Below are 21,605 nucleotides of genomic sequence, written 5' to 3' on the forward strand. Positions count from 1 at the left end.
GACAGAGCTTTACTACGTTTCACCCGGAGCTTTGCCGCGCTTCACCGGCCGACGTCCGAGGCCTCGGAGGAACGTCGGCCGGTGAACCCGTAGCGGCTACTTGATCTCGTAGTCCTGGCCGAGGACGGCGGACACGTCGGCGTTCGCGGCCGGCTCGCCCTTCTTCACGTCGTCGTCGGACAGCCCCAGGGTCTTGGCCACCTCGACGGCCTTCTCCTTGTCCTCGGCGGACCGGTAGAGCACGACGGAAGAGGACTCGGCCTCGGCCTTGCCGCTGTCCACGAAGGCGTAGCCGCCGTTGATCAGCTGGACCCGGGCCGCCTCTGCGGCCTTGTCGTCACCCGTGGCGTTGCGAACGGCGACCCGGAGGGGCGCACCCTCTTCGGGGGCCTTCACCGCACCGCCCAGGACGTCCTTGACGACGCTGCGGGTGGCCTCCTCGGTGAGCGTGCCGTCCTCCTGGACCGGCAGGAGGACCGTTTTGTAGTCGCCGACCTTGGCATGCGCGGCAAGCTTGGCGAGCGAGGCCCCGAGGTCCTTCTCGGGCAGCGACGGGTCGAGCACCTGGAGCAGCGTCTCGATGGTGATGGTCGCGGCCTTGGGATCCCCGGAGATCTTGCGCAGCGTGGCCCGCATGACCTCGCCGAACCGCATCAGCTGCTTGGCCTCGGGCTCGCCCGGTGCGCGGTACGTGGCGTACGCGACGGCCATCGGGCCGCTGAGCGTCTGCGCCTCGCCCTTGTTCACCAGGGGCGAGGCGCCCTTCTTGGTGTCGGGCACCTCGGTGTCGGTGTCGACCTCGATGTTGCCGACCAGCTCGACGAGGTTCTCCAGGTAGGGAGTGTCCAGCCGCCAGGTGCCGGTGATCCGGGTGCCCAGGAGGGTGTCGATCGCCTCCCGGGTGCCGGTCCTGCCGTCGTCGTCGACGGACTTGCCGAGCGTGGTGGTGGTCCCGTCGTCGCCCGCGACGGCGAGGGAGTTGGGCAGCAGAACGGTGGTGCCCTGCTTGGTGGTGGTGTTGTCGACGAGGAGCGCCGTGGAGGTGGCGCCCTTCTTGGTGTCGTGCAGGTGCACCACGATCATGTCGCGCTGCTGGGCTCCGGCGGCGACGGCCTTCTTGTCGTCCGGACCGGAGAGGCCGGGGATCATGTCGGCGGACCAGAGGTACCCGACTCCGCCGACGACCACGAGAACGGCCACGACGATCAGGGCGATCATCCGGTTGCGGCCCTTGCGGCGCGCTTCCTCGCGCCGCTCGCTGCGGCTCTCGGTGAACTTCAGCCAGTCGATGACGTCTTCGGAGTCCTCGTCGGGCTCCTCGATGAACGAGAACTGCTCGGTTCGGTAGTCGGGAGCGGGCTTGCGCTGCCCCGGAACGGCCGCGTCGGCCTCCGCTTCGGCTTCCGCGGCTTCCGCTGTGTGCGACTGCGGGGCCTGCTCCGGCGCGGGGGCGGCGCCCTGCTGCGGGACGCTCCAGTGCTGACCGGTGTCGACCGCGGCGGGCTGCTGCCCGGCGGCGTAGCCGTATTCGGTGTAGGAGCCGTACCCGTACCCCTGCTCGGCGCCCTGTCCCTGCTGGGCCTGGCCCTGGTACGTCTGACCCGGGTACGTCTGGCTCTGGTGCGTCTGGCTCTGGTGCGTCTGCTCCGGGTGCTGGCCCTGGTACTGGCCTGCGTAGGGGTCGTACGGGGGCTGCTGCTGGGGGTTGCCGTACGCGTCGTAGCCGTACCCCGCCTCGGGGGCCTGGTGCGCGTGGCCCTGCTCCTGGCCCTGGTGCGCGGCGTAGGGGTCGTACTGCTGCCCCTGCTGGTCGTACGGCTGCTGCGCCTGCTGCTGGTACACCGGCTGCCCGTAAGCGTCGTAGCCGATGACCTGCGGCTCCTGGTAATACGGATCGTACGGGTTCTGTCGGTCGTTCACCGGTGCCCCTCTCCGTGGCTCATTCGCCGCGGTACAGCTGGCGCTTGTCGATGTAGCGGACCACGCCGTCCGGCACCAGGTACCAGACCGGTTCCCCCTGCGCGACCCTCTCACGGCAGTCCGTGGACGAGATCGCCAGCGCGGGTACCTCCACGAGGGAGACACCGCCCTCGGGCAGCCCGTCGTCCGTGAGCACGTGACCCGGGCGGGTCACACCGATGAAGTGGGAGAGCGAGAACAGCTCCTCCGCGTCGCGCCAGGTGAGAATCTGGGAGAGCGCGTCGGCGCCGGTGATGAAGAAGAGGTCCGCGTCGCCGTGGACCTCGCGCAGGTCCCGCAGCGTATCGATGGTGTACGTCGGTCCGCCACGGTCGATGTCACTGCGACTTACGGAGAACTGCGGGTTGGACGCGGTGGCGATGACCGTCATCAGATAGCGGTCCTCGGCCGGGGAGACCTTCTTGTGGCTCTTCTGCCACGGCTGCCCGGTCGGAACGAAGACGACCTCGTCCAGATGGAACTGGGCGGCCACTTCACTGGCCGCCACCAGGTGTCCATGATGGATCGGGTCGAATGTCCCGCCCATGACGCCGAGCCGGCGCTTGCCGGGGCCGGTAGGCACTTCCTGCTCTCCCATGCGTGCAGAGCCTACTGGCACAGCTGTACGCCTCTGACTCAGCGGTCTCAGACTCAGCGGTCGCGGTTGAAGCGGGTGGTGACCCACAGCAGGAACATCAGCGCGAGGAAGGCGCCGGCGCCGATGAGGTAGGGGTTGAGGCTTTCGTGGTTGCCACCGCCCTCGCCGCCCCCGGAGGCGATGGTGACCAGCTGGTGTGCGGTGCTCGTGAGGCTCATCTTCGGCAGGACCTATCGATCGTGAATCGGAAGGAAGACGTCGGGCACATCGTATGCGGGCCCCCCGGGCACGCTCACGCCGACTCAGTCGTTGTTGTCATCGTTGCGGTATCCGCGCAGCAGGAACCAGGCCAGGAGCACCGCTCCGAGGATCGCGACGAGCAGCACGATCCTCAGGGTGCTGCCGGGTCCCTGCTCCTCGGACGCGGCGGCGAGCAGTACGGCGGTGTGCGGCATTTCGGGCGCTCCTCAAAGTTATCCACAGCCCCCCGCACACCGTAGCGCCAGCGCATAGGCTGGTTTTTGTCCGGGGGACGAGCAACGTCTCGTACGAACAGGGGGCCATCCATGACCGACAACAGTCACGAGAACGTGCCGAGCAGGCAGCGCAGGCGATTTGCCGGGATCTCCTCCCGGGCCTACGAGCACCCCGCCGACCGCTCGGCCCTGGTGGCCCTGCGCAAGCTGACCGGGTTCGACACCGTGTTCAAGGCGCTCAGCGGGCTGCTCCCGGAGCGCAGCCTGCGGCTGCTGTTCCTCTCCGACTCCGTCCGGGTGAGCGAAGCGCAGTTCACCCACCTCAACGACATGCTGCGGGACGCCTGTTACATCCTGGACCTGGAGAAGGTCCCGCCGATGTACGTCAAGCAGGACCCGCAGCCCAACGCCATGTGCATCGGTCTTGACGAACCGATCATCGTGGTCACCACCGGCCTGGTCGAGCTGCTCGACGAGGAGGAGATGCGGGCGGTGGTGGGCCACGAGGTGGGCCACGCGCTCTCTGGTCACTCGGTGTACCGGACGATACTGCTCTTCCTCACCAATCTGGCCGTGAAGGTCGCCTGGATCCCGCTGGGCAATGTCGCGATCATGGCGATAGTGACGGCGCTGCGCGAGTGGTTCCGCAAGTCGGAGCTGTCCGCGGACCGGGCCGGGCTCCTGGTGGGCCAGGACACCAAGGCCTCGATGCGCGGCCTGATGAAGATCGCCGGCGGCAATCACCTCCACGAGATGAACGTGGACGCCTTCCTCGCCCAGGCCGACGAGTACGAGAAGGCCGGAGACCTGCGCGACTCCGTCCTCAAGATCCTCAATGTGCTGCCCCGGACACACCCGTTCACCGCGGTGCGGGCCGCCGAGCTGAAGAAGTGGTCGGAGAGCCGCGACTTCCAGCGGATCATGGACGGCCACTACCCGCGCCGCGAGGAGGACAAGGACACCTCGGTGACGGACTCGTTCCGGGAGTCCGCCTCGCACTACGCCGACACGGTGCGCACCAGCAAGGACCCGCTGATGAAGCTGGTCGGCGACATCGCCGGAGGCGCCGGGGACCTGGGCGGCAAGCTGCGCGACAAGTTCACCGGCGCCGCGGGCGGAGGCACGAAGGGCGGGGCGCAGGGCCCGGCCGGGGGCTCCGCCACGGGCGAGAAGGGCACATCCGGCCGCCCTCAGGACCCGGAGGACTGAGGGCCTGAGGACCGGGGCCTGACTACTGCGAGGGGCTGCTCGGGGAGCTCCGGCCGGCCGCCGAGTCCGTCGGGGTCGTCGTGGCTGCCGCCGAGGCCGTCGGGGAGCTGACGGCCGCCAGGGTCCCGCACAGCGCCGCCGTGGGCCGGCCCGTGGCATACGGGTCGGTGGCGGCGGGCCCGCGGTCGTCCGCCCGCTCCCCGGCGAGAAGCGGGCGGAGCGTCCCGGCCGCATCGGCCGAGCATGAGTGCGGCCCGGCCTGGACGTAGGCGGTGCGCAGCTCCAGCCGGTGCAGCCGCAGATCCTCCCGGTCGAAGCGGAAGTGCAGCTCGCGACGCACGGTGAACAGGGAGGCGCCGTCCTCCCCGTGGGGTCCGTCGGCCGGGCGCACGGCGTAGGTGAACGTGTGGTCCGAGACGACCCCCAGTGCGCCCGTTCCCTCCTCCTCGTAGCGGAGCGTGCCCTGGACCCGGACGTGCGGGTCCGCGAGTTCCACGTGGGCCGGGTCGAAGCGCACCAGCCAGCCGGTGGCGGCGTTCCGCCCGTCGTCCGCCGGGGTGCTCAGGCTCTGTTCGAACTGGGCCCGCTGGTCGGGGGCGAGGAGGTGCTCGACGGGCCTGCGGACATCGCCGGTGAGGACGTCGGGGTTCAGGGAGGACTCCACCAGGTAGTCCTTGACCGTGGCGAGAGCGGCGGTGATCTGGCTGTCGGAGAAGTTCCGCGTACGCCGCACGGCGGGGAAGTTGATCCCTTCCGCGCCGGTGCGGAGACCGGCGACCGGCTCGGACGCGTACAGCCGCTCGGGGGAGCCGCCGGGGACGGCCCCCGGAGGGGCGAGGGGGACGACAGTGGTCCTCAGGGGTTCGGCCCGTCGGGTGGGCGGCTGGGGGTAGGGGCTGCGGAAGCCTATGTAGACGGCGAGGGCGAAGGCCAGGGCAATCAGGACGATCAGCGCTATGGCGGTCCGGGAGCCGCCTCCGCTGCGGAGGGCGGCCGGTGGCTCGGGCAGGGCGCGCACCGCGCGGGCGTGCTCGCCCATCCGCTCCTGGGCCGAGAACTCCTGCATCCGGGCAGCCTGGACGAACGATTCGTCGAAGACGAGGGAGCGGTATTCGTCCTCGCCGCCCGCGGGGTTCTCGGGCGGGCCGTCCGGCGGTTCTGAGCGGCCTGTCATGACTTCTCTCCCGATCTCCACACCGGTCGGTTCGGTGCGCAACGGTCTGCTTCGGACGAGCGGTGTCCGGCAAGCGAGAAGCCCCCCTGGGAACGAGGGGTCACATCTTGAGGGTAGGTCGATTGCCGCGTGCGTAAACGCGGAGAGCTGGGGGAGCTGCCGGTGCGGGCACCGGCGAACGGGTGACGGGAGGGCCGGGCGAGGACCCGGAACCGGGCCGTGGCACACGGAGGGCGAGGGACGAAGCGAACAGCTGCCGATACCGGCGTACGGGGGTTACGACAGCCGGGCGAACGGCTGCCGGAACGCACCGGCACGAGGGCCCTGCTTCCGAGCGGTCAGGGGAGGCCGGGTTCGGCCGAGACCGCTGGCCGGGAGTGGTCGGCGGAGGCCGAGGGGGCGGCTCCGGGCTTGTCGACGCCGCTGGTGACGGGGGGCGGCACCTGGTCCTGGCGATTGGCCGACGCGCCCCGGTAGACGGCGCTGAAGGCGAGGGCGACCATGCCGATGCCCATCATCAGCGCCAGCAGCCAGGCGACGGGACGGTGCCAGCGGGCGGAGTTGCGGTAGGGCCGCAGGGAGCCGCCGTGGCGGCCGTAGGGGCCCGGGGCGGTGGCGTCGTGCCCGTCGCCGTGGTCCGGGTCGTAGTCGAGGTCCTGCGGGTCGTGGTAGCCGCGGGGGCGGCCGTAGGGTCCGTGCTCGTCGTAACGGTCGTCGTCGGGGCGGCGGCTGCGGCGGGCGCGGGCCGCATCGGCCTCGGCGCGGGCCTCGGCGGCGGCGAGCAGGCGCTCCACGGCGGTGGGCTCGTGGACGGCCGCGGCCCGGACGAAGTCCTCGTCGAACACCACGGTGGCGAAATCCTCGTCCGCGCCCCCGCGGTCGTCGTCGGGCTCCCAGCCGTCCGGGAACGGCTTGCCCCCCACGTCGTCCGGCACGGATTCAGCGTAGCCCTGTCGGGACCTTTTCGGCAGGGACCCCGCGAACTCCCCCGGTCGGGGGGAGGGGAACGCGCGGCCGGGCTCAGCGGCCGCGCCCGCCCCGGCCGGGGCGGGCGGGAGCGCCCGCGAGCCCGCATGATCCGAACGACAGGCCCTAACGGACGTGGCCGTCGCCGGTGACGATGTACTTCGTCGAGGTCAGCTCCGGCAGGCCCATCGGGCCCCGGGCGTGCAGCTTCTGCGTGGAGATGCCGATCTCAGCGCCGAAGCCGAACTGCCCGCCGTCCGTGAAGCGCGTGGAGGCATTCACGGCGACCGTCGTCGAATCGACCAGTTGGGTGAACCGGCGGGCGGCCGCCTGGGAGGTCGTGACGATCGCCTCGGTGTGGCCGGAGGACCAGAGGCGGATGTGCGCGACCGCGGCGTCCAGGGAGTCGACGACCGCCGCCGCGATGTCGTACGAGAGGTATTCGGTCTCCCAGTCCTCCGTCGTCGCCGCGACCACGGTGGCCTTGGTGCCCTCCGCCCGGGCGAGGACGTGCTCGTCGCCGTGGACGGTGACCCCGGCCTCGGCCAGCGCGTCCAGGGCGAGCGGCAGGAAGGTGTCGGCGATGTCCTTGTGGACGAGCAGGGTCTCGGCCGCGTTGCAGACGCTGGGGCGCTGCGCCTTGGAGTTGATCAGGATGTCGACGGCCATGGCGAGGTCCGTCTGCGCGTCGACGTAGACGTGGCAGTTGCCGGTGCCGGTCTCGATGACGGGGACGGTGGACTCCTCGACGACCGTGCGGATCAGCGAGGCGCCGCCGCGCGGGATGAGGACGTCGACCAGACCGCGGGCCCGCATCAGCTCGCGTACGGAGTCACGGCTCTCGCCCGGGACGAGCTGGACCGCGTCGGCGGGGAGGCCCGAGCCGCCCACCGCGTCGCGCAGGACCCGGACGAGGGCGGTGTTGGAGGCGTAGGCGGAGGCGGAGCCGCGCAGCAGGACCGCGTTGCCGGACTTCAGGCAGAGGGCGGCGGCGTCGACGGTGACGTTGGGACGGGCCTCGTAGATGATGCCGACCACGCCGAGCGGGACCCGCACCTGGCGCAGGTCGATGCCGTTGGGCAGGGTCGAGCCGCGCACCACTTCACCGACCGGGTCGGGCAGGGCCGCCACGTCCCGGACGTCCGCGGCGATGGCGCGGATGCGTTCCGGGGTGAGGGTGAGGCGGTCGATGATGCCTTCGCTCGTCCCGGCCTCGCGGGCGCGCTCGACGTCCTTCGCGTTGGCCTCGACGATCTCGCTCGTCCGCACTTCGAGGGCGTCGGCGATGGCAAGCAGGGCGTCGTCCTTGGCCGCACGCGGCAGTGGCGCGATGTCGGCGGCGGCCGCGCGGGCCCGGTAGGCGGTCTGCGCGACCGGGGAGAGGTTGTCGTAGGGCGAGAGCGTGGTCATGCCCGCAGAGTAATGCGCGCTCTGCGGGCATCCGTCACGTATCCCGTGATGCGAGACGGCCGACCCGAGGGGCGGACGTCCCCCGGAGCACCCCGGGGGTCAGTAGGGGTGCACGCCCACGGGGGCGGCGGGCGGCGGCCCGTAGCCCTCGGCGATGCGCAGGTGGTAGGTCTCGCGGTCGATGACTTCCAGGCCGACGATCTCCCAGGGCGGGAGCTGGGCGCTGGAGCGGTGCTCCCCCCACAGCCGCAGGGCGACCGCGGCCGCGTCGTGCAGATCGCGGGCCTCTTCCCAGTAGCGGATCTCCGCGTGGTCGTTGGCATAGCGGCTGGTCAGCAGGAAGGGATGGTCGTGCGCGAGCTGTTCCAGGCCGCGTCTGACCTCTCCCAGCGGAGTCTCGGTGCCCGAGACGCTGAGGGTGATGTGCCAGAGCTTCGACTGCGGGAACTCCTCCTTCGCCGTCGTGACCGGCTCCTGCGCGGCGGTGTCGGCCGGGAGTGGATTCCGGTCGAGATCCGCCCCCGGTCCGACACTCGTCAGGGCGCGGCTGGCCGTGCCTCGGGGCGGCGCCCCCGGGCGCGCTCGTCTCACCGGCGGCCTCCTGTGATGTGTTGCTGTGCGATACCCCTGTTTCCCCACTACAAAGTGGACCAGTCCACAGCCGCGAGTGGGGCCGTTTTGGTAAAGGTCACTGCTGGAGGGCGGGACTTTCAGCCGTTTCAGGGGGTGAGGCGAGGCGTGAGAATGACCAGATCGTCCCTGTGTACGATCTCGCGCTCGTAGGCGGGCCCCAGCTCACGGGCCAGATCCCGGGTGGAGCGGCCGAGCAGCTGGGGGATCTCCTTCGCGTCGAAGTTGACGAGCCCGCGGGCGACGGGGGCGCCGCGCAGATCGCGCAGTTCCACCGGGTCGCCGGCGCTGAACTCGCCCTCGACGGCGGAGATCCCGGCGGGCAGCAGCGAGGTGCGCCGCTCCACCACGGCCCGTACGGCGCCGTCGTCGAGGGTGAGCGAGCCCTGCGGGGTGGAGGCGTGGGCCAGCCACAGGAGGCGGCCGGCGGAGCGGCGGCCGGTGCGGTGGAAGTACGTGCCGGTGTCACGGCCCGCGAGCGCGTCGGCGGCCCGGCTGGCGGAGGTGAGGACGACGGGGACTCCGGCGGCGGTGGCGATACGGGCGGCCTCGACCTTGGTGACCATGCCACCGGTGCCGACGCCCGCCTTTCCGGCGCTGCCGATGGTGACGCCGGTCAGGTCGTCGGGGCCGGTGACCTCGGCGATGCGGGAGGCGCCGGGGGTGCCGGGCGGGCCGTCGTAGAGGCCGTCGACATCGGAGAGCAGGACGAGGAGGTCGGCGTGGACGAGATGGGCGACGAGGGCGGCGAGCCGGTCGTTGTCGCCGAAGCGGATCTCGTCCGTGGCGACGGTGTCGTTCTCGTTGACGACGGGGACGGCGCCCATATCCAGGAGCTTGTCCAGGGTGCTGTAGGCGTTGCGGTAGTGGCCGCGGCGGCTGGTGTCGTCGGCGGTCAGGAGCACCTGGCCGACGCGGACGCCGTAGCGGGCGAACGAGGCGGTGTAGCGGGCCACCAGGAGGCCCTGGCCGACGCTGGCGGCGGCCTGCTGGCGGGCCAGGTCCTTGGGCCTGCGGACCAGGCCGAGCGGGGCGAGCCCGGCGGCGATGGCCCCGCTGGAGACGAGGACGACTTCGCGTTCGCCGCCGTCCCTGACCTTGGCCAGGACGTCGACGAGGGCGTCGACCCGGTCGGCGTCGAGGCCGCCGGAGGCCGTGGTGAGCGAGGAGGAGCCGACCTTGACGACGATCCGGCGGGCGCCGGTCACTCCGGTGCGGCGCTCCGAGGGCCCGCGCTCCGACGGCCTGTGCTCTGACACGTGCTTCCTCGCTCTGCTTCGCCCCGGTGGTTCGGTGGGGGACGTGGAGCCGCACCACTGCCGTCGCGACCGCCCCCGGCACGTCACAGTACGCGAGCGGCCGCCCCCGCCGCCCGCCCGTTCCGTCCGGTGGACAGTCCGGGCGAGCAGTTCGGCGTACCGGTGTGCTCAGCCCTGCTGCTCGTCCTTGATCGCGAGCATCCGGTCCACGACCCGGGCGGCGGCGCGGCCGTCGGACGGTTCGCAGAAGTCGACCCGGAACTGGGCGTACTTCTCCTTGTACTCCTCGCTCACCGCGTCGATGTTCCGGATCGCGGCGACCAGGTCCTCGGAGGTCTTGATCAGCGGGCCGGGGGCGCGGGAGGTGAAGTCGAAGTAGAAGCCGCGCAGGGTGTCGCGGTAGTGCTCCAGGTCGTACGTGAAGAAGAGCATCGGCCGGCCGGAGTGGGCGAAGTCGAACAGCACCGAGGAGTAGTCCGTGATCAGCACGTCGGCGATCAGGTAGAGGTCGGCGATGTCCGGGTAGTACGTGACGTCGTAGACGAAGCCCTGGCCGGCGCCGGGGATGGAGTCGAGGACCTTGTGGTGCTTGCGGTAGAGCAGCACGTGGTCCTCGCCGAGCTCGCGCTGGGCGGCCTCGACGTCGATCTGGTTGTCCAGCTTGAACCGGCGGCCGCCGTAGCGCTGGTCGTCGCGCCAGGTGGGGGCGTACAGCACGACCTTCTTGCCCGCCGGGATGCCGAGCTTCTCGCGTACGGCCGCGGCGCGCTTGACGCGGTCGGGGGCGTGGAAGACGTCGTTGCGCGGGTAGCCCGCCTCCAGGACCTCGCACTGGAGGCGGAAGGAGTTGGTCATGATCGGGGTGGTGAAGGCGTTCGGCGTGATGAACAGGCTGTACTGGCGCGAGCGCTGCGGGAGGCTCGCGATGTAGGCCAGGTTCGCCTTGGGGGTGCCGAGGAGGTCGGCGCCGATGCGCTTGAGCGGGGTGCCGTGCCAGGTCTGGACGACGACCTGGCCCTCGCGGCGGACGAACCACTCGCGGATGCCGCCGTTGGTCACGACGTACCGGCTGCGGGCCAGTGCCTCGTACCACTCCTTGCTGCCCCACTCGACGCCCCGGACGCCGGGCGGCAGCACGACCTGCTGGTCGTGGACCATCGCGATGTGCTCGACCTCGGTGCCGCGCCGCTTGAGCTCCTCGTAGACCGCGCGGGGCGAGTCGGAGAACTGCTTGCCGCCGAAGCTGTTGTAGAGCACGGCCTCGCGCAGCGGCAGCTCGCGCTGCTCGGGGGTGTAGACGTCGCGCATCAGGCGCTGGCGGTAGGCGCCGCGCAGCTCCGGGTCGAGGACCGGGCCCGACTCCACGAAGATCCGGTCGAAGTCGACCCGCTCGACGGTGTACGTGCGGTGCTCGCCGCGGTGGACCAGCGGGAGTGTGCCGACGAGGTCGGGGCGGATGGTGACGGGGAGGTCGTGGGTGTGGTCCCACTCGGTGCGCAGGCGCAGCCGGGGCATCCACCGCCCGGCGCGCAGCGGCACGGTGCCCTCGTAGGTGGGCATGGTGTCCGGGCGCAGGCGCGCGGTGAAGCGGCCCTCGGTGAACTCGACGGGCAGCGGGCGGTCCTCGTTGCGGCCGGTGTGGCGCAGGACCATCTTCATCTGCTCGGCCGGGCCGGTGTAGGCGCCGGACAGCACCAGTTCGCCGTCGGCGCTCCACTCGACGCCGTCGACGACCGGCTGGACCGTGCGGACCTGCGGGGTGAAGTTCCCGGCGCCGTCGGTGAGGATCGCGAACTCGCGTCCGCCGGGCAGCGGGTGAACGCCGGTGACGGGTCCGGTGCCGTTGGTGGCGCGGCGGGTGGTGCCGTCGGCGAAGACGATCAGTGCGCGGTACTTGACGGCCTTGCCGGGCTGTACGTCGTCGACGGGCAGGTCGGCGAAGTCGAGGCGGGCGGTGTGGCGGAGCCAGCCGTCGGGGCCGGTCTCGCCCTGCTGGAGGGGGAGGTCGGTGGCGAAGCCGCTGGGCTCGTGGTCGATGCGCAGGGCGGTGGGGTACTTGCCCGCGGGGGTGGTGACGCGGGAGCGCAGGGTGACGGTGAGGGTGTCGCCGTCGGCTTCCTGGGCGATGACCTCGGCGGGGACGACGTCCACGGAGAGCTTGAGCCGGTTGCGGTCGAAGCCGGCGACGAGGCGGACGCCGTCGTCCAGGACGCGGGTGCAGCTGTGTCCGGCCGCGCCCGCGTTGTTCTTGGTGATGCTGCCCACCGACATGCCGCCGGGGCGCGGGATGCCGATGCCGAGCCGCCAGGTGCCGGGCTGCCACTGGCCGCGTACGCGGAGCCGGGACGGGTCGATGCCGATCTCGAAGCCGGACCAGTCGTAGTTGTGCAGGGCGCCTTTGGCCTCGGCGGTGGCGAGGGGTTCCAGGACCGTGCGCATCCGCAGCGGGAGGGTGGAGCGGCTGCCCTGGCGGCGGAGCACGGCGACGCGCAGCGAGCGCTTGCCGGTGGCCGAGGGAACGTTGGGGATGTAGGCGTAGCCCTTGACGAGGAGCTTGCCGTCCTCCCAGACGAGGTCGAGGAGCTTGCCGCGCACGGGCAGCTCGCTGCGGTTGAAGTTGCGCACCGAGGAGGGGAGGGAGGAGCTCTCGACGCCGGGGAGCTCGATGCGGGCGCGCCGCAGGCCACGGACGGAGAAGGCGCCCGGGTTCTCGCGCTCGTAGTGCAGCAGGTCCACCAGTTCGTCGCCGCGTCCGCTGGCCGCCAGGTGCCACTTGACCCGGGCCATCGGGGAGAACTTGCGGACGAGCTTGGGGGCGGCCCGGTCCAGGAAGTCCTTGGCCGCGCTGTGGAAGGCGGGGCGCTCCTCGACCGGAGTCTCCGGGAAGTACTTCATGAGCCGGCTGAGCTCGTCGGGGATCGCTTCGAGGGACGCCACGGGTGAGGGCCTTTCCGGGGGGACGTGCAGATGGTGAACCCCAGGAGGACGGGGCGTTAATGAGACCTCTCCAACGGTCTCACGGTTGCCCAACAGTATGACGTGACACCGCGCACGGGAACGACCCGCCCCGGTCGCTGTCCGGGGCGGGTGTGCGCGGCTGCCGGGCTTCCCGGCCGGGCGGTCAGACCCGGTGGGCCCGGGGGGTACGCAGGGCGCTGAGCACCGTACGGCGGGCCTTGCGGACCAGGCGCCGGGCGAAGGAGGCCCGGGGCTTCGCCCTCGGCGCCTCGATCCGCCGACCGCCGATCCACTCGGTGACGGTCACCTCGAAGGCCCGGTCGGGGAGCACGGAGCTCTCGCCGAAGTGCGGGTAGGCCAGCATGAGGCGGTCGCCCCGGCGGACGACCGCGGGCTCCTTCTTGTCGCGCAGGAAGGCCGCGATGTCCAGGAGCAGGTCGAGACGCCCCTCGGCGAGGCACATCAGCCGCAGCCGTTCGTTGACCTTGAGGTTGCGGCCGACCTCCGGGGTCCAGTAGGCCTTCATCAGGGGGGCGGCGAGCGCCGCCTTCCGCTCGCGGACCTCGCCCTTCTGCTTCACCAGTCCGGGGCCGAACTGCGGCAGCAGCGTGATGACGAAGGGGCGCACCATCAGGAAGTCGCGCCGGGGCCCCGGGGGGACGTGCTCGGCGATGAGCCCCATGAGGGCGCGGGCCGAGTCGAAGCGGCGCGTATAGCTGCCCTTCTTGGTCATCTGGTTGCGGTCCTCGCGGCCCACCAGGTAGTAGCAGGTGTAGTCGGCGACGACGGAGATTCCGTTGCCGCGCAGGTACGCCTCCATGGTGAACAGGGCGTCCTCGCCGGTCTTCAGCTTCTCGTCGAAGCTCATGCCGAGGCGTACGAGAAGGTCGCGCCGGAAGAGTTTCTGTGCGCTGAGGGTGAATTTGATGTTCGAGGAATACAGGTCGGCGCGTTCGACGGTCTCTTTCCACATCGACTTCGCGGCACCGCGATTGACGCCGACGATCTTTCCGAGCACCACGTCCGTGCCCGCCCGGTCCCCCATGGCGACCATGCGCTCCAGGGCTTCCTCGCCGAAATAGTCGTCGGCGTCGAGAAAGAAGACGTACCGGCCGCGGGCGAGACCGAGTCCGCGATTGCGCGGGCCGCTGGGTCCGCCGGAATTCTCCTGCCGGACGACCCTCATGGGAACGGCGGTCCGGGCGGCGAACTTCTCCAGATACTCGCCGGTGCCGTCGGTGGAACCGTCGTCGATCGCGACGATCTCCATGCGGGCCGGGCCGATGGTCTGCGCCTCGACGGACTCCAGGCAACGGACCAGGTAGGGCATAGCGTCATAAGCTCCGATGATCACACTGACATCGGGCTCGTGGTTCTTCCTGGGCATGTCGGCCATGTGCACCTGTCGATTGGATCACGAAAGAAGGCAGATTGCCCGACTCTGCACCTTTTGCGCATCGACATGCCGAACGACCCGTACATCCCTCCCGAAGGGGAGACGTACGGGTCGCAATCGGGGTTGCCTGGTTTTCGGCCAGTTCGATCAGTTGTACGTCGGCCAGCCGGATGCCGGTCAGCGCACGGACGAGGTGCCCTCGGTGACGGCGGCCTCCGCCCGCACCTCCGCCTCGGCGCCGGGCACGGCCGGAGCGTCCGGGTCCGCGGCGGCGTCCGCCTCGGCGGCCGCCTGCGGATCCCCGGCGCCGGCGCCGCTGGTCGCGGCCTCCGCGTCCGGGACTGCCACGGCCTGCTCACCGACCCGCTGGGCGACGCCCTGGTTGCGGGCCTCGGCCTTGGCGGCCAGCGCCCGTACGGCGGCGTTGAACTGCTCCATGGACGTCGGCTCGTCCGGCCCCAGGAGGTAGGTCTTCAGCTCACGACGGGCCTGGGCCTGCGTGTCCGCCGCCGGGTCGGCCACCGCGGCCAGCAGCTCGTCGAGCTCCTCGGCGCTGTTGGACAGGATGACCGCGGCCCGTACGGCGGTGTTCTGCCGCTTGAACTCCTCGGGGCCGAGGGCGGCGGAGTCGGTGACCGCGTACGGCTTGCCGCTCGCGATGAAGTCGGAGACCACACTGGAAATGTCCGAAACCATGGCGTCGGACTGGTTGAAGCAGTCGTACAGCTTGGGCTGCGGCCCCGTCACCGTACGGTGCTCCCACCAGCCGAAGGAGCGCCAGTAGGCGTCGTTCCACTCGGCCCGCAGCTGTGCGGTCTCCGCCTCGCGGGCGGGGTCGGCGAGCGAGACCCGCGACTCCTCCGCGTCGTCGCCGCCGGAGCGGCCGGTGGCCGTCAGCTCCGCGAGCCGTGCCTCGATGCGGACCAGCTCGGCCTTGGCCGCGCCCTGTCCGGCGGCGGCCGATGCGGCCTCCTTCGCCCAGCGGGGCTCGGCGGCGCGCTCGGCGGCCGCCTTGTCCAGCATCGCCCGGATCCGGGCGTTGACGGCCTTGGCCTTGGCGCTGCGGATGCCGGTGAAGGGGTGCGGCTTGTAGATGATCCGGACCGGGTCGGCGGCGTTCAGCAGCCGCCGCACGATGTTCTCGCCCGCCAGCAGCAGCGAGGTGTTGCCCGGGTTGTCGTCCCAGCCCTCCCAGGTGGGCGCGTACAGCACGGTCGGGATGGGGTTCTTGACGGTGCCCGTCCAGCCCCTGATGGGCTCCAGCTGCGGACGCCCGACCTCGACGATGTCCTCGTCGCGGACGCCCACGTCGGCCAGCGCGTAGCGGTCCCGCCCGGCCCGGCCCGCGGTCCACACCTCGTCGTAGACCTTGGAGTACGGGTTGACGCTGGCGAGCTTGTCGCTGTCGCCGTGGCCGATGAAGACGTGCTTCATGGTCGGAACGCGCAGGCTGTGGATGTTCTTGCCGACGTTGGCCGGATACAGACAGACCCGGACGGTGGAGAGGTCCAGGTTCATCAGGTGGGTGCCCGCGGGCACGCAGATGACCGGGACGGACGTCTCGGCCAGCTGCGGAACGAGACCGCGCTCGCGCATGATGATCAGCGGCCGTCCGTCGATCCGGGCCATGGTCTCCAGCCACATGTTGCCCTGGTAGGCCGACTCGTTGGAGCCGGAGAAGTAGAGCACCACCGTCGGCTGGTACTCGCGCAGCCAGCCGTCGACGGCCTTGAGCACGGCGGAGGCCGGGGGCGCCAGACGGCTGCGGCGCACATACGGGAGGAGCACCGCGATGGAGAGCAGGGCGAGCAGCAGCGTGAGGGCCGCGCCCGCGTAGCCGATGGCGTCCACGCCGGTCTCGGCGGCGATCAGGATGCCCGCCACCGCCGGGATGTCCAGGTGCAGCATCTTCTCGGCCGAGCGCCGCAGCAGCACGCCCGGCGGGGCGTCGGGGATGCGGACGGCGTGCAGGTCCACGTTGCGGGTGACGACCGGCATGGTGCGGCGGAGCCGGATCAGGGTCACCAGAGCGCCGTGCGGTGCCTGGAGGCCGTAGAAGAGCAGGAAGCAGGCGGCGGCCGTGTAGAACAGCGGCTCCTCCGCGAGGTCCAGCCGGGCCAGCAGCAGGATGAGCATCAGCTGGCGCAGCAGGAAGCGGATCGGCAGCCCGGCCCGCACCCTGCTGAGCCGGTTGATCAGATAGCTCCCCCGCTGGTGCAGATACCAGTCCGCGGCATACGTGACAGCGGCGGCCGCCGCAAAGAACCAGATGTGGGGAACGAGCGCGGCGATCATGACGCAGGGATATCCCAGCCCCATCAACAACGCTGCCGCCAGTTCCGACCTGCTGCCCACACGGGCCAGGCGAATGGCTGTCGAGATCACGAAGAACCTGCTCCAGGGGGTGCCGGTTAATTCACCTATTGGGGGAAATGTGAAGGTGCGGCTTCACGCATTCGGGCCCCTGTGCTCGCTCTAAGCGATAACAGAGGCCCGAATAAGCACTTTTGTCAAGAATTATTACACATCTTCCTGACGGTCCAGCACCGAGGCCAGCGCCTGCTCGAACCCGGAGGACTCGGAGGCACCCGCGGTCGGGTCCTGCTGCCGTACGTCGATGACGTGACCGGTCAGCGCGGAGAGCAGGACGTCCAGCGAGGTCCGCGCCACGGCCTCCGAGGAGAGCAGCGACCCCTCGGGCTCCTGGCCGAACGCCTTGGTACGCATGGGGGTCGCGGTGCGCTCCGGGTTCACGCAGTTGACCCGGATGCCCTCGCCCGCCCACTCGTCGGCGAGCGCCTGGGTGAGGTTGACCATGGCGGCCTTGGTCGAGGAGTACAGGCTGTACTCGGCGCGGCCGCGGGTGTAGCTGCTGGAGGTGTAGAGCAGCAACTGCCCCTGGGTCTCGGCGAGATACTTGTACGAGGCACGGGCGATCTGGACGGGCGCCAGGTAGTTGACGTTCAGCGCCTCCTGGATCGTCGTGTTGTCGGTCTCGGCCAGCCTGCCGATCCGCAGCACGCCCGCGGTGTTGATGACGTAGTCGATACGTCCGGTCTCGCCGTACGCCTTGGAGAGCGCGTCGTCCACGTGCTCCGGGTTCTCCACGTGCGTACCGGTGGTGGAGCGGCCCAGGGCGTACACCTTCGCGCCGTAGCTCTCGGCCAGGGCCGCGATGTCGGCGCCGATGCCGTACGAACCGCCGAAGACGACGAGGGTCTTGCCGGTGAGGAGCTCCCGGTAGGCGGCCCTGTCGGCCTGGCGCGGGGCGGCGGTGGAGGCCAGCTGGAAGAGCTTGTCCGTGATGAAGACGTCGACCGGCTGGGTCACCTTCATGTTGTACTCGTCGCCCGCGACCACGTAGATCGGCACGTCGGGGAGGTACTTGAGGACCACCGAACAGTCGTCGGTGGCCTGGAAGTTGGGGTCCCCCGCCGCAACCTCGTACGCCTTGCGGATGGTCGAGAGCTTGAAGGCCTGCGGCGTCTGGCCGCGGCGCAGCCGGGAGCGGTCGGGCACGTCGGTGATGAACTCGCCGTCCTCACCGTGCGTACGGGTCACGATGATCGTGTCCGCGGACGGGATGGCGACGTCGACGGCCTGGTAGCGCTCCAGCGCGTCGACGCAGTCCTTGATCACACGCTGTGACAGCAGGGGGCGAACCGCATCATGGAAGAGGACGTTGCGGTCCTCGCCCTCGGCGAGGCCCTCGCCGAGGGCCGCGATGGCGCGCTCGGTGGTCTCGTTGCGGGTGGTGCCGCCCTCGATGATCCGGGTGACCTTGGACAGTCCGGCCTTGGCGACGATCTTCTCGACGTCGGACACGAATCCGGGCGCCATCAGCACGATGACGTCGTCGATGTCCTCGGCGTTCTCGAAGATCGTCAGCGTGTGCTCGATGACGGCCTTGCCGGCGATCTTCAGCAGCTGCTTGGGGATCGACAGGCCCACGCGCTGTCCGGTACCACCGGCGAGCACGACCGCTGTGGTCCGGGGCTTGGCTTCGTGCGGCACAGACACAGACGACCTACCTTGCTATGACGGGGGAACAGTGTGATGGTCGCACTCTCCGTGACCGTCTCGCAAGGTGGACGTCGTCCGCCGCTAGGCCTGCGGAAACCCGCAGTTCACCATCTGGCCAGGGAGGTTGGGCGCCGCCGGGTCGGCACGCGGGGTGACCGAATCCACAGACTTGTTGCGTAATCCGCACATCTGAAGCACGCGCACCCGGCGTGACCGGCGGGAACCGTCCGGCACCCGGGCCCGAGGCTACCGGACGGCCCGCCTCCGCAAGGACGGGCCGTGGGGGTGGCGCCGCCGGCAGCTGGGGGCCCGGGAGCCGGGATGCCGTACGGCGGGGCTCGGAGGGTTCTTCGGCGGGCGGGCCCGGAATGCTCCCAGACCGGAGGGCCGGGAAGGCCCTCCGGCACGCGGGCCTAGAAGGGGTCAAACTCGTCGTATTCCTTCTGCGCGTCGTCGCGCTCGGCCTCCCGGTCCCGGCGGCGCTGCGCCGCCGGGCGCGGGGCCTCCAGGCGGTGGTCCTCGCCGCGGCGGCCCAGCATCTCGGCACCGGCCATCACGGTCGGCTCCCAGTCGAAGACGACCGCGTTCTCCTCGGGGCCGATGGCGACGCCGTCGCCCGCCCGGGCGCCCGCCTTCATCAGGGCCTCCTCGACCCCGAGGCGGTTGAGCCGGTCCGCGAGGTAGCCGACGGCCTCGTCGTTGTTGAAGTCGGTCTGCCGCACCCAGCGCTCGGGCTTCTCGCCGCGCACCCGGTAGAGGTCCTGGTCCTCCGCGGTGACCGTGAAGCCGGTGTCGTCGACGGCCTTGGGGCGGATGACGATGCGGGTCGCCTCCTCCTTCGGCTTGGCGGCACGCGCCTCGGCGATGATCCCGGCGAGGGCGTAGCTGAGCTCGTTGAGGCCCTTGTGCGCGATGGCGGAGACCTCGAAGACGCGGTAGCCGCGGGCCTCCAGGTCGGGGCGGATCATGTCGGCCAGGTCCTGGCCGTCGGGGATGTCGACCTTGTTGAGGGCGACGATGCGGGGCCGGTTCTCCAGGCCGCCGTACAGCCGCAGCTCCTCCTCGATCATGTCGAGGTCGGAGACGGGGTCGCGGTCGGACTCCAGGGTCGCGGTGTCCAGGACGTGCACGAGCACCGAGCAGCGCTCGACGTGGCGCAGGAACTCCAGGCCGAGGCCCTTGCCCTGGCTGGCGCCGGGGATGAGCCCGGGGACGTCGGCGATGGTGTAGACGGTCGAGCCGGCGGTGACGACTCCGAGGTTCGGTACGAGGGTGGTGAAGGGGTAGTCCGCGATCTTCGGCTTGGCCGCGGAGAGCACCGAGATCAGCGATGACTTGCCCGCGCTCGGGTAGCCGACGAGGGCCACGTCGGCGACGGTCTTGAGCTCCAGGACGATGTCCCGGCTCTCCCCCGGCTCACCGAGCAGCGCGAAACCGGGCGCCTTGCGGCGGGCGGAGGCCAGCGCCGCGTTGCCGAGGCCGCCGCGGCCGCCCTGACCGGCGACGAAGGTGGTGCCCTGGCCGACGAGGTCGGCGAGCACGTTCCCGGCCTTGTCGAGGACCACGGTGCCGTCGGGCACGGGCAGGACGAGGTCCTGGCCGTCCTTGCCGGAACGGTTGTCGCCGGCGCCCGGCTGGCCGTTGGTGGCCTTGCGGTGGGGGCTGTGGTGGTAGTCCAGCAGCGTGGTCACGGACTGCTCGACGACGAGGATCACATCGCCGCCGCGTCCGCCGTTGCCCCCGTCGGGGCCGCCCAGCGGCTTGAACTTCTCACGGTGTACGGAGGCGCAGCCGTGGCCTCCGTTACCCGCGGCGGCATGCAGCTCGACGCGGTCCACGAAGGTGGTCATGGTTGGTGCCTCCAGGTACAGCAGGAAAATACGGGATTGTCTCTGTCGTAACACGCCGAGGGCGGACCCGCTTCCCCGTTCGCCGGGAAAGCTGAGATCCGCCCTCGGAAGGTGCTGTGTGTCGTTCTGCGCGCGTCGAAAGAACTCAGACGGCGAGCGGAACGATGTTCACGACCTTGCGGCCACGGTGCGTACCGAACTCCACCGCACCGGCGGTCAGCGCGAACAGCGTGTCGTCGCCGCCACGGCCGACGCCCGCGCCGGGGTGGAAGTGGGTGCCGCGCTGGCGGACCAGGATCTCACCGGCGTTGACGGCCTGACCGCCGAAGCGCTTCACGCCGAGCCGCTGAGCATTGGAATCGCGCCCGTTCCGAGTGGACGATGCGCCCTTCTTGTGTGCCATGTGTTCTCAGTCCCTTACTTCGCAGCCGCGGGGATACCGGTGACCTTGATCGCCGTGTACTGCTGGCGGTGACCCTGGCGACGGCGGTAGCCGGTCTTGTTCTTGTAGCGAAGGATGTCGATCTTCGCGCCCTTGTGGTGGTCCACGATCTCGGCCTGGACCTTGATCCCGGCCAGCACCCACGGGTCGCTGGTCACGGCGTCGCCGTCGACAACGAGCAGGGTCGAGAGCTCGACCGTGTCGCCAACCTTGGCAGTGGAAATCTTGTCAACCTCAACGATGTCGCCGACAGCAACCTTGTGCTGGCGACCACCGCTGCGCACGATGGCGTACACGCGGATCTCTCTCTCGCTCGGAACGGATCCCCTGATGCCAGCCGCTCGCACGGGCCGGGGCCCGTGTCGATCCGGAAGGATGAGCGGCCTCTCCTGGCGGACGGCGCGAACACCGACCGTTACCGGGAGGGATGTGCTCAGGGGTAGGTGCGTACGGAAACACACCGAGGGTCAAGGTTACGGGGCGGGGTGACGGGGGTCAAACCGGGTCCGACCGCCGCCTTGGAGGCCTTGGACGTCCCGGATGCCCGATGGGGCTTCACGCTCAGGGCAGACCCTCGCCCGGGTCCACGTGTTCCGCCTCCTCGCCCTCGGGGTCAAGGGGGTCCGCACCGGTCAGGGCGAGGATCAGGTAGGCACCGCAGGGCGGGCCCTCACCCTCGCCCCGCACGTTCAGCACCCCGCCGACGCCGTCCTCGTCGGCCACGAACCCCGCCGGGTCCAGGCCGAGCCTCCGGGCCAGCGTGCCCACCGAGGCGAGCAGCCGGTCCGGCGCGGCCCCGTCGCCCGCGGCCCCGCCTTCCGGGAGGGGGTGCACCACGAGGAGGTCGGCCAGGAAGCCCCCGCGCAGCCCGTCCGGGTGGGCCGCCTCTACCGCCACCGATACCGGCTGGAGCTCGGAGATCAGCGGCAGCCAGGTGCGCAGCGCTTCCTCGACTGTGCGCACGCGTTCCAGGTTGAGCCGGACGCGGCAAACCACTTCGCCGGGAGAGAACCGCATCAGCGCGACACGTACCCCTTCTCCTTCGGGTCGCCGGGGCCCGTACCGCCCCGGCCGCGATCCCCATTGTGGCTTTGCGGAGAAGGTTTTGACGAACCATGAACGATTGTGCTGAGGCAGGTAATGTTCCCGTGGAATCACAGGACACGCCGCGTTTCCCTCCAACACCACAAGTAACAGGCGCAGTTGGGGGATGCGTGCAGTTCTGTACCGACGTATCCCGAACGGGAAGGATGCA

At 70.5% G+C, this 21,605-nt stretch carries 18 protein-coding genes; 1 reads left to right on the forward strand and 17 read right to left on the reverse strand.

The features are described 5' to 3' along the window. Positions 1 to 96 precede the first annotated feature (96 nt). The 4 genes from RI138_RS09105 to RI138_RS09120 all read right to left on the reverse strand — a co-directional run bounded on the left by RI138_RS09105 (position 97) and on the right by RI138_RS09120 (position 3,012). Positions 97 to 1,920, reverse strand: a complete 1,824-nt coding sequence (locus tag RI138_RS09105; protein ID WP_311119492.1) for an LCP family protein — start codon at positions 1,918 to 1,920, stop codon at positions 97 to 99. Between the two features lie 19 nt (positions 1,921 to 1,939). Continuing rightward, positions 1,940 to 2,557, reverse strand: a complete 618-nt coding sequence (nadD, locus tag RI138_RS09110) for a nicotinate-nucleotide adenylyltransferase (protein WP_047176562.1) — start codon at positions 2,555 to 2,557, stop codon at positions 1,940 to 1,942. Positions 2,558 to 2,610: 53 nt separating this feature from the next. Continuing rightward, a complete protein-coding gene (locus RI138_RS09115; RefSeq protein ID WP_179499922.1) occupies positions 2,611 to 2,775 on the reverse strand; it encodes a hypothetical protein in 165 nt (54 codons plus the stop codon). A gap of 84 nt (positions 2,776 to 2,859) precedes the next feature. Further along, positions 2,860 to 3,012, reverse strand: a complete 153-nt coding sequence (locus RI138_RS09120; RefSeq protein WP_179499923.1) for a hypothetical protein — start codon at positions 3,010 to 3,012, stop codon at positions 2,860 to 2,862. Between the two features lie 111 nt (positions 3,013 to 3,123). Between RI138_RS09120 and RI138_RS09125 the strand changes: the two genes are divergently transcribed. Continuing rightward, on the forward strand, positions 3,124 to 4,242 hold the full coding sequence (locus RI138_RS09125) for a M48 family metallopeptidase (protein ID WP_311119493.1): 1,119 nt from the start codon (positions 3,124 to 3,126) through the stop codon (positions 4,240 to 4,242). 22 nt (positions 4,243 to 4,264) lie between these two features. On the opposite strand, the gene RI138_RS09130 is transcribed toward RI138_RS09125, so the two are convergent. The 13 genes from RI138_RS09130 to RI138_RS09190 form a co-directional block, all read right to left on the reverse strand. Continuing rightward, the gene (locus RI138_RS09130) at positions 4,265 to 5,416 is read right to left on the reverse strand and encodes an SCO2583 family membrane protein (protein ID WP_311119494.1); all 1,152 of its coding nucleotides are present in this window, start codon (positions 5,414 to 5,416) and stop codon (positions 4,265 to 4,267) included. 338 nt (positions 5,417 to 5,754) lie between these two features. Beyond that, positions 5,755 to 6,351 carry an SCO2584 family spore wall biosynthesis protein gene (locus RI138_RS09135; protein ID WP_311119495.1) on the reverse strand — a complete coding sequence of 199 codons (597 nt, stop codon included), beginning with the start codon at positions 6,349 to 6,351 and terminating at the stop codon, positions 5,755 to 5,757. A gap of 157 nt (positions 6,352 to 6,508) precedes the next feature. Beyond that, positions 6,509 to 7,792 (reverse strand): glutamate-5-semialdehyde dehydrogenase, encoded by a 1,284-nt coding sequence (locus tag RI138_RS09140; protein ID WP_311119496.1) that lies wholly within the window; start codon positions 7,790 to 7,792, stop codon positions 6,509 to 6,511. Positions 7,793 to 7,891: 99 nt separating this feature from the next. Next, positions 7,892 to 8,383 (reverse strand): hypothetical protein, encoded by a 492-nt coding sequence (locus RI138_RS09145; RefSeq protein ID WP_311119497.1) that lies wholly within the window; start codon positions 8,381 to 8,383, stop codon positions 7,892 to 7,894. Positions 8,384 to 8,511: 128 nt separating this feature from the next. Then, positions 8,512 to 9,630: a glutamate 5-kinase gene (gene proB / locus RI138_RS09150; RefSeq protein WP_311122829.1), complete on the reverse strand. Its 1,119-nt coding sequence runs from the start codon at positions 9,628 to 9,630 to the stop codon at positions 8,512 to 8,514. Between the two features lie 219 nt (positions 9,631 to 9,849). After that, positions 9,850 to 12,618 (reverse strand): CDP-glycerol glycerophosphotransferase family protein, encoded by a 2,769-nt coding sequence (locus RI138_RS09155; protein ID WP_311119498.1) that lies wholly within the window; start codon positions 12,616 to 12,618, stop codon positions 9,850 to 9,852. Positions 12,619 to 12,802: 184 nt separating this feature from the next. Further along, a complete protein-coding gene (locus RI138_RS09160; RefSeq protein ID WP_311119499.1) occupies positions 12,803 to 14,035 on the reverse strand; it encodes a glycosyltransferase family 2 protein in 1,233 nt (410 codons plus the stop codon). 177 nt (positions 14,036 to 14,212) lie between these two features. Beyond that, positions 14,213 to 16,330 carry a hypothetical protein gene (locus RI138_RS09165; protein ID WP_311119500.1) on the reverse strand — a complete coding sequence of 706 codons (2,118 nt, stop codon included), beginning with the start codon at positions 16,328 to 16,330 and terminating at the stop codon, positions 14,213 to 14,215. Between the two features lie 225 nt (positions 16,331 to 16,555). Next, positions 16,556 to 18,055 (reverse strand): bifunctional cytidylyltransferase/SDR family oxidoreductase, encoded by a 1,500-nt coding sequence (locus RI138_RS09170; RefSeq protein ID WP_311119501.1) that lies wholly within the window; start codon positions 18,053 to 18,055, stop codon positions 16,556 to 16,558. A 416-nt stretch (positions 18,056 to 18,471) separates the two neighbouring features. Further along, positions 18,472 to 19,908, reverse strand: coding sequence for a GTPase ObgE (obgE, locus tag RI138_RS09175; protein WP_096623383.1), 1,437 nt, complete (start codon positions 19,906 to 19,908; stop codon positions 18,472 to 18,474). A 145-nt stretch (positions 19,909 to 20,053) separates the two neighbouring features. After that, on the reverse strand, positions 20,054 to 20,311 hold the full coding sequence (gene rpmA / locus RI138_RS09180) for a 50S ribosomal protein L27 (protein WP_006124388.1): 258 nt from the start codon (positions 20,309 to 20,311) through the stop codon (positions 20,054 to 20,056). A gap of 14 nt (positions 20,312 to 20,325) precedes the next feature. Beyond that, a complete protein-coding gene (gene rplU / locus RI138_RS09185) occupies positions 20,326 to 20,646 on the reverse strand; it encodes a 50S ribosomal protein L21 (protein ID WP_008738952.1) in 321 nt (106 codons plus the stop codon). Positions 20,647 to 20,911: 265 nt separating this feature from the next. Further along, the gene (locus RI138_RS09190) at positions 20,912 to 21,313 is read right to left on the reverse strand and encodes a hypothetical protein (protein ID WP_311119502.1); all 402 of its coding nucleotides are present in this window, start codon (positions 21,311 to 21,313) and stop codon (positions 20,912 to 20,914) included. Positions 21,314 to 21,605 lie beyond the last annotated feature (292 nt).

Source organism: Streptomyces durocortorensis (assembly GCF_031760065.1).
GTDB lineage: Bacteria > Actinomycetota > Actinomycetes > Streptomycetales > Streptomycetaceae > Streptomyces.